Source organism: Mesorhizobium sp. M4A.F.Ca.ET.050.02.1.1, assembly GCF_003997725.1.
In the GTDB taxonomy this organism is placed as follows: Bacteria; Pseudomonadota; Alphaproteobacteria; order Rhizobiales; family Rhizobiaceae; genus Mesorhizobium.
Genome location: NZ_RZSG01000290.1, coordinates 1 through 6,844, shown reverse-complemented (window position 1 = coordinate 6,844; position 6,844 = coordinate 1). Strand labels below are relative to the sequence as shown.

Here is a 6,844-nt window from a genome sequence, read left to right as displayed (position 1 = left end):
CAATATCCCTTGCCCAGGTAAGTTTTATGTTGTCCGGCGATCCTTGGACGATTTTCACCGGAATATGCGCCCACTCGGCGATCGCGGCGTCGTCGGTGAAATCCGCCTTGCCAAGATGATGGGCCTTTTCATGCGCGGCAAGAAGCGGCCAGAAGGGAAAGCCCTGCGGCGTCTGGGCGGCATGCAGGCCGTTCCTCGATACGGTCTCCTCGATCATCCCGGCTGCCGACTCGCGCTTCAGCGTGTCGGCGACGGGCAGAGCGGGCAGCGCGCCCTGGCGTTCGCCGACGGCATCGATCGTGCGGTCGATGAGTCCGGCGTCGACAAAGGGGCGTACGGCGTCATGGACGAGCACGCGGCCTGGCGCGGCATCCCTGAGCGCCAGCAGACCCAGCCTGACAGAGGCCTGGCGCGAATCGCCGCCGGTGACCGTGATGACACGGTCCGCATCCGCACCCGCGACCTTTCGGAAAAGCTCGCCGTCGTCGGCGTGAATGGCCACCACGACCGGACCGGTCCTCGGGTGAGAGAGGAATGTCTCCAAGGTGCGCGCGATGACGGCGCGGCCGCCGATGCGTTGATATTGCTTCGGTCCATTGGCTTGCCCGGCGCGCGCGCCGCGCCCGGCCGCTACGATAACCACCGCGACCTTGTCATCGGCGCCCGAAGCCTGATTTTCGCTTGCGTCAGTCATTGCGATTGGCTTAGCGCACGATCCGCAAAAGTGTAATCGGTTTTCGGAAAAGATCGTGCGCCAATTGTGAATTCCAAAGCGACCTTTGCTTATCCCGAACGACGCATTGCGCTTTGCTGGCCGAAGGCCAGCTTTTTCCCAAATGCGCCTTGATTTGACGTCATTGCGCGTTGCACATTGCCTTGCTACTGGCTAGAGAATGTGCAGCAATCCGATATGCTTGGTTTTTGTGCATGCCCGAATTGACCAAATTGGCTCTGCCGCTCGACATTGGCGGCGTGATAATCCGTAATCGTGTCTTCCTCGCGCCGATGTCGGGAATAACCGACGAGGCGTTCCGGCAGCGCGCCCATCGGCATGGTGCCGGGCTGGTCGTGTCGGAAATGGTGGCGAGCGGAGAGCTTGCCAAAGGCAGGGCCGGCTGCGACCTGCGAATCCGCCATTCCGGGCTGCCGATCCACATGGTCCAGCTTGCCGGCCGCGAGGCGGCGCACATGGCCGAAGGCGCCCGGATCGCCGCGGGCGAGGGCGCCGACATCATCGATATCAACATGGGCTGCCCGGCCAAGAAGGTGACGGGCGGCTATGCTGGCTCAGCGTTGATGCGCGATCTCGATCACGCGCTGTCGCTGATCGAGGCGGTGGTCGGCGCCGTCGAGGTACCGGTGACCGTGAAGATGCGGCTTGGCTGGGACGAAAGCGCGCTCAACGCGCCTATGCTGGCGCGCCGCGCCGAACAGGCCGGCGTGAGGATGGTGACGGGGCATGGCCGCACGCGCTGCCAGTTCTACCAGGGCAAGGCCGACTGGCGCGCCATCGCGCGGGTCAAGGAAGCCGTTTCGATCCCGGTCGTCGCCAATGGCGATGTCGGCTCGCCGGCGGAAGCGGCTGCCATCCTCGATCAATCGGGCGCCGACGCGGTGATGATCGGACGCGCGCATTATGGCGCACCGTGGACCGCCGGCAGGATCGCGGCGTCCGCGGCAGGAGAGACGGCGCCAGGCATTCCCGGAGATCGGCTGGCCCTGGCCGACTACGTCATTGGCCACTATCAGGATATGCTGGCGCTCTACGGTGTCGAAAGCGGGCTGCGCCAGGCGCGCAAGCATCTCGGCTGGTATCTCGATAGCCATGCCGCCGGCGCCACTTCCGGTCAACGCAAGGCAATCCTCACCTCTTTCGAGCCCGCTCGCGTCATCGCCGAACTGCGTGAAGTGTTCTCCAACCCCGCCGAATCGATGCGGAGCGCCGCATGAAGGCCACAGTTGCCCAAGGGCCGGACATGGTCGACGCCGCCAACATCGTGCTGAACACCATCCGCCGCCCGGTGATCATGGTTGATGCCGGCGGCTTCATCACCTTCGCCAATGCCGATGCGGAGGATTTCTTCCGCTCCAGCGCGACCATGCTTGCCCGCAACACGTTGTCCAAGCTCGTGCCCTTCGGCAGCCCGCTGCTCACCCTTGTCGACCAGGTGCGCGAGCGCCTGGCGCCGGTCAACGAATACCGGGTCGATGTGTCATCGCCGCGCCTCGGCATCGAAAAGGTCGTCGACCTTTACGTGGCGCCGGTGCCGGAATTCCCGGGCACGGTGGTGGTGATGTTCCAGGAACGGTCGATGGCCGACAAGATCGACCGACAGATGACGCATCGCGGCGCCGCCCGCTCGGTCACCGGCCTTGCCGCCATGCTGGCGCATGAGATCAAGAACCCATTGTCCGGCATCAGGGGCGCCGCCCAGTTGCTGGAACTGTCAGCCTCCGACGAGGACCGCGCGCTCACCCGGCTGATCACCGACGAGACCGACCGCATCGTCTCACTCGTCGACCGCATGGAGGTCTTTTCCGACGAACGGCCAATCGACCGCTACCCGGTCAACATCCATGTCGTTCTCGACCATGTGAAGGCGATTGCCAAGAACGGTTTTGCGAAACGGATCAAGATCTTGGAGGAATACGATCCATCGCTTCCTCCGGTCTTCGCCAACCGCGACCAGCTGATCCAGGTGTTCCTCAACCTGGTCAAGAACGCCGCCGAGGCGATCGGTTCGGACCCGCAAGGCGAGATCGTGCTGTCCACTGCCTTCCGGCCGGGCATCCGTGTTTCGGTGCCGGGAACGCAGGATCGCGTGTCCCTGCCGCTGGAATTTTGCGTGCGCGACAACGGTCCCGGTGTTTCGGAGGACATACTGCCGATCCTGTTCGACCCGTTCATCACCACCAAGCCGAACGGCTCCGGCCTCGGGCTGGCGCTGGTGGCCAAGATCGTCGGCGAGCATGGCGGCATCATCGAATGCGATTCGACGCCGCGGGGAACCACGTTCCGCATCCTGATGCCGGCTTGGAAGGAGACCGCACACGGTGTCGACGAAGAAGCTGAAGGAGACCGCTCATGACCGCACGCGGCAACATTCTGGTCGCCGATGACGATGCGGCCATCCGCACCGTGCTCAATCAGGCGCTGTCGCGCGTCGGCCATGAGGTGCGCGTCACTTCGAATGCCTCGACGCTGTGGCGCTGGGTGGCGGCGGGCGAGGGCGACCTCGTCATCACCGACGTGGTGATGCCGGACGAGAACGCCTTCGACATGCTGCCGCGCATCAAGAAGGCGCGGCCGGAACTGCCGGTCATCGTGATGAGCGCGCAGAACACGTTCATGACCGCCATCCGCGCCTCCGAGACCGGCGCCTATGAATATCTGCCGAAGCCGTTCGACCTGACCGAACTGCTCAACATCGTCAACCGGGCGCTGGCCGAGCCGAGACGGCCGAAGCTCGACGCGCGCGCCGACGACCAACCGGAGACGATGCCGCTGGTCGGCCGCTCCGCCGCCATGCAGGACATCTACCGCATGCTGGCCCGCATGATGCAGACCGACCTCACGGTGATGATCAGCGGCGAATCCGGCACCGGCAAGGAGCTGGTGGCCCGCGCGCTGCACGAATATGGCCGCCGCCGCGGCGGCCCGTTCGTTGCCATCAACATGGCGGCGATCCCGCGCGACTTGATAGAATCGGAACTGTTCGGTCACGAGAAGGGCGCCTTCACCGGCGCGCAGAACCGCTCCACCGGTCGCTTCGAGCAGGCCGAAGGCGGCACGCTGTTCCTCGACGAGATCGGCGACATGCCGATGGAGGCGCAGACACGTCTGCTGCGCGTGCTGCAGCAAGGCGAATATACGACCGTCGGCGGCCGCACGCCGATCAAGACCGACGTTCGCATCGTCGCCGCCACCAACAAGGACCTGCGCACGCTGATAAACCAGGGGCTGTTCCGCGAGGACCTGTTCTACCGCCTCAACGTCGTGCCGCTGAGGCTGCCGGCGCTGCGCGAGCGCTCCGAGGACATTCCGGACCTGGTGCGGCATTTCTTCAAGCAGGGCGCCAGCGAGGGGCTGCAGACCAAGCGCATTTCCTCCGGCGGCATCGAGTTGATGAAGCGCTACCCCTGGCCGGGCAATGTGCGCGAGCTGGAAAACCTGATCCGCAGGCTGGCCGCGCTCTATTCTCAGGATGAGATCTCGTCCGAGATCATCGAGGCCGAGCTCAAGACCGGCGAGCGGCCGGTAGTCCCCGGCGGCGGCAATCTCATTCCCGACGATCTCTCCATCGGTCAGGCGGTGGAGCATTTCCTGCAGCGCTATTTTGCTTCGTTCGCCGGTGATCTGCCGCCGGCTGGCCTGTACCAGCGCATCCTCGCCGAGGTCGAATACCCGCTGGTCCTTGCTTCGATGACGGCGACGCGCGGCAACCAGATCAAGGCGGCTGAGCTCCTGGGGCTCAACCGCAACACGCTGCGCAAGAAGATCCGCGAGCTTGGCGTCAACGTCTACAAGTCCTCGAGGCAGGTCTAGCCGGAGATTGGCTCCCGAGCCGGCGCCATGCTGCCGCGCGACTGCTCAAAGATGATCGCGCAGCGTGTCGGCGATCATCGCGTCCAGGCTGCTGGCGGTTACGCCAAGAAGATGCTCGGTGTCGGAGGAGTCGACCAGCAGCGGGCGGTCGAAGAGGTAGCGCATCTCCACGGCCTCGTGCAGGCCCAGAGCCTCCATTTCGGAGACGGAATAGGAGTGCAGATCCGAAAGCTCCCTGCCGAGCATCGCGGCTGTTTTCCGCATGAGTTCACGGGGCGAGGCATATTGCGAGGGCACGTGGAATGCCCGTCCCCATTCGCCCGTGTAACGGGACGACGCCACAAGCGTCCTGGCCACATCCTTCGTGAACGTCCACGCGTGAGCAGCATCGAGGTTTCCCACGAACGAGACGGGTTTTCCCTCGACGACGGAGGGCAGGGCCAGCAGCGAGAAGTAGCTGATCGCGCCATGTCCAAGATAGTCACTGGACCGCACTTCGATGGCTGGTGCATCGGCGCGGCGTGCTCGTTGCCACATTATCGTGCGGGTCGTACCTTTCCTTGATGTCGGATCGAGCGGCAAGTCCGGGTGCAGCGGACTTTCGGCGTTCTCACCATAGCCGTAGAGGTTTCCGAGCAGGATAATTTTCGCGCCGGCGGCTTCCGCCGCGCGCACCGTGCCGTCGAGGATGGGGAAAAAGTCGGTCGGCCACCGATCATAGGCGGCCATGGCGCACATGAAGATCGCATCGGCGCCTCGGGCCATGCGCGACAGCTCGGCGGCATCCGCGGCGTCGGCCTGTACCGCGCGGACGCCGGGCAAATCGATGGAACCCAAGCTCCTGCTGGTGAGGACGACATTATTTCCTTCCTCACCGAGCAGCCGAGCCGTTTCGCGTCCAACCGGCCCTGCGCCGACGACAACATAGTAACCCATATCAACCTCTTTGCATTGGCAACGAGGCTTGGGTTTAGGGGGCGCCGGCATTGAAAGTCGCGCAGGAACCGCCAAATCTTGGACAGGTTTTGCTATGAATTCGAGGCCTACCTGTATGCACGCACAGCTCGATCCCGACCAGGTCCCGACGGGCATAACAATGGTTTCGAGGCATGTCGAAGCAGGCGCCTTCAGGCTGCCGCGAGCGCATCACCACAGGATCATGGTTCACGCCAGCGCGGCCACCCATTCTTATTGCAGTGACGTTGGACGACACTTTCTGCGGCGTGCTGGCGACATCGACTTCGTGCCCGCTGACCAGGAGGGCGGTTTCGAGGCGGAAACCGCGTTCCGCACAATCGAGGTTCGCCTGCCGTCCGCCTTGCTCGAAGACGTCGCGCGGCAGGTGGGAGGCACAACAATGCGCCGGCTCGACACGCGCCATCTCGTCCGGGATGAGCGGATCGAACATCTCGTGCGAGCGCTCAAAAGCGGTCACGACACAGGCGCGCCGACCGAACCCCTGTTCATCGAAAGCCTCGGCGTTGCGCTTGCGGTGCGGCTGCTGGGCCTCGGCGATCGGGAGACCGATCGACCCGTCCGGTTGTCGAACACTCAGCTCAGGCACGTCCTGGAGCATATCGATGCTCACCTTCATGAGCCGCTAACGATTGACAGGCTGAGCCGCGTTGCCAACGCCAGCAGTTCCCATCTCAGGACATGGTTCAAGGCGGCGACAGGTATGACCGTTCACCGCTACGTCCTACGGCGCCGGGTCGAGCGCGCCCGCTCTCTGTTACTAGGCGGCGGCCTCAGCACCAGCGAGGTGGCACATCAGGCAGGCTTCGCGCACCAATCGCATATGGCATATTGGATGCGTCGCGAGATCGGGCAAACGCCACGCGGCTTGCGGCGCGGGCGGATGGCGAGTTGAATGCCGGCCAGCACGCACGGCGGAGGCTCGTCCGCCCGTTGCCGGCATGTCCGCAGACCTTTAGGGCGACTCTGATCGACCCTGGCCGGATGGTCCTTCCAGCAGAATAAGCCGGGGAAAGATTTCCGTCCTGGCCACACTTGTTGCATAATCGCCACAATGCGTTGCATACATCCGACGCAAGCAATGACTCTAAACGGCGATATGGCTTCCCAGGCCCCGACACTGAACGAACCGCTTTTCAGCAAGCCCGGCGTTGAGGACAGACGCCGGCTGCTGGCGTTGCCCGGCGTGCTGGCGATTGCCGGCGCTTTGATCACGGCGGCGATCTCCTTTGCGATTCTGGTCGGGGCGACGCCGATCGCGCCGGATGCAAAAGCCACGATGGCGCTGATCGCGCTCAACGCTGTCTTCGTTCTATTCCTGAT

General features: G+C 64.0%; 7 protein-coding genes. 5 read left to right on the top strand and 2 right to left on the bottom strand.

All coding sequences use genetic code 11. The annotated features are described in order from the left end of the window. Positions 1-694: 2-C-methyl-D-erythritol 4-phosphate cytidylyltransferase (gene ispD, locus EOA33_RS19090; RefSeq protein ID WP_127406288.1), on the bottom strand; the 694-nt coding region annotated here is incomplete at its 3' end. A gap of 233 nt (positions 695-927) precedes the next feature. Between ispD and dusB the strand changes: the two genes are divergently transcribed. Genes dusB through ntrC form a run of 3 tightly spaced genes read left to right on the top strand, consistent with a single transcriptional unit; the run spans position 928 to position 4,546 of the window. Further along, positions 928-1,950 (top strand): tRNA dihydrouridine synthase DusB, encoded by a 1,023-nt coding sequence (gene dusB, locus EOA33_RS19085; protein WP_127406287.1) that lies wholly within the window; start codon positions 928-930, stop codon positions 1,948-1,950. Continuing rightward, positions 1,947-3,089 (top strand): nitrogen regulation protein NR(II), encoded by a 1,143-nt coding sequence (locus EOA33_RS19080; RefSeq protein WP_126054615.1) that lies wholly within the window; start codon positions 1,947-1,949, stop codon positions 3,087-3,089. Before dusB ends, EOA33_RS19080 begins: the two co-directional genes overlap by 4 nt. After that, a complete protein-coding gene (gene ntrC / locus EOA33_RS19075; protein WP_127406286.1) occupies positions 3,086-4,546 on the top strand; it encodes a nitrogen regulation protein NR(I) in 1,461 nt (486 codons plus the stop codon). The genes EOA33_RS19080 and ntrC overlap by 4 nt, the downstream gene beginning before the upstream one ends. A gap of 45 nt (positions 4,547-4,591) precedes the next feature. Here ntrC and EOA33_RS19070 read toward each other — a convergent pair whose 3' ends face one another. After that, complete coding sequence (locus tag EOA33_RS19070) at positions 4,592-5,482, bottom strand: NAD(P)H-binding protein (RefSeq protein WP_126054613.1); 891 nt, start codon at positions 5,480-5,482, stop codon at positions 4,592-4,594. A gap of 115 nt (positions 5,483-5,597) precedes the next feature. Here EOA33_RS19070 and EOA33_RS19065 point away from each other — a divergent pair, with 115 nt between their 5' ends. Continuing rightward, positions 5,598-6,416: an AraC family transcriptional regulator gene (locus tag EOA33_RS19065; protein ID WP_126054612.1), complete on the top strand. Its 819-nt coding sequence runs from the start codon at positions 5,598-5,600 to the stop codon at positions 6,414-6,416. A 204-nt stretch (positions 6,417-6,620) separates the two neighbouring features. Beyond that, positions 6,621-6,844: hypothetical protein (locus EOA33_RS40600; RefSeq protein WP_145989196.1), on the top strand; the 224-nt coding region annotated here is incomplete at its 3' end.